Source organism: Bartonella sp. AA18HLJMS (assembly GCF_042197245.1).
In the GTDB taxonomy this organism is placed as follows: domain Bacteria; phylum Pseudomonadota; class Alphaproteobacteria; order Rhizobiales; family Rhizobiaceae; genus Bartonella.
Genome location: NZ_JBHIRP010000073.1, coordinates 1 through 922 on the forward strand (window position 1 = coordinate 1; position 922 = coordinate 922).

Annotated in this window: 1 protein-coding gene and 2 pseudogenes; all 3 read left to right on the top strand. The window is 40.6% G+C overall.

Translation table 11 applies throughout. The annotated features are described in order from the left end of the window. Positions 1-269, top strand: a pseudogene (locus ACFINW_RS09970) (hypothetical protein); the annotation flags it as partial. Next, positions 266-667, top strand: coding sequence for a hypothetical protein (locus ACFINW_RS09975; RefSeq protein WP_273791508.1), 402 nt, complete (start codon positions 266-268; stop codon positions 665-667). The pseudogene ACFINW_RS09970 and the gene ACFINW_RS09975, both read left to right, overlap by 4 nt. A gap of 61 nt (positions 668-728) precedes the next feature. Beyond that, a pseudogene (locus tag ACFINW_RS09980) lies at positions 729-922 on the top strand (filamentous hemagglutinin); the annotation flags it as partial.

Below are 922 nucleotides of genomic sequence, written 5' to 3' on the forward strand. Positions count from 1 at the left end.
AAAATTATATCTACATACAAGGTCATATGTTAGACCCCATTAGTACAGTGATTGGTTACAATTGGCCTACGGCTTATGGGGTACGTTCCAAACCATATGATTCATTACATCCGTTAATTCTACCCCTCAGAGAGATGGGGGGAGCGATCATCGGCTATAATCCTAGTACCCATAATTGTTATGCTGATGCAAGTGCTAAGTGTAAAAATGATTACGGTTCATTTGATTTTATAAAATTTTATTCCACGAGAACAGGGAACAAAAAATGAAAATACGATTTAACTTATTGAGCCTGCTCATTCTATTAAGTATTACTGGATGTGATATGGACAAATCTCCTCCAGGGGAAGTATATGGGTGGATCAAGCCAGGAGCAGACTTTACCGAGGTAGGAAAAGCATTGCTAGAATGTGGCATGCCACACCTTAATTATCTTGAGGCTGAAAATCAAAAGCTCAGCAATAATGATAATGCAACAATTTATGCTTGTATGATTCAAGCAGGATTCCGTGACAGATATGGCGGTCCATCTTGGTGTGTGAATCATTGGAGGGAAAACCTTCCGATTTGTCGACCAGGCGCGGTCATTCCGAAACGAAGTGTTGAAAAGCGCTTAAACAGCCCTTTTTGTAAAAAATATAAAAATGCGGATGAATGCCAATCTTAAGTGATGATCAACAATCCGCCATCCTTGCCTTTGCTTGGAATGGCGCGATTGTTTCCTCACTTTCCATTATTTAACGGATGAAGAAAAGCAGCATTTACAAGCTGGTTTTGATGGCAAGGTGCATGTGTCCCTCAATGGCATTTTTACCCCACCCTATGAGGCGGCTGTTTATGCGGTTCAACATGCGGAGAATAAAAATGAACCGCTTTATTTTGTTGTGTTCCCAGAAGCTGATTCTGCTATCTCAGAACTTCT

Bases quoted from the DNA above. Each gene is read 5' to 3' on its own strand.
- ACFINW_RS09975 (WP_273791508.1), top strand. From the start codon at position 266: ATGAAAATACGATTTAACTTATTGAGCCTGCTCATTCTATTAAGTATT.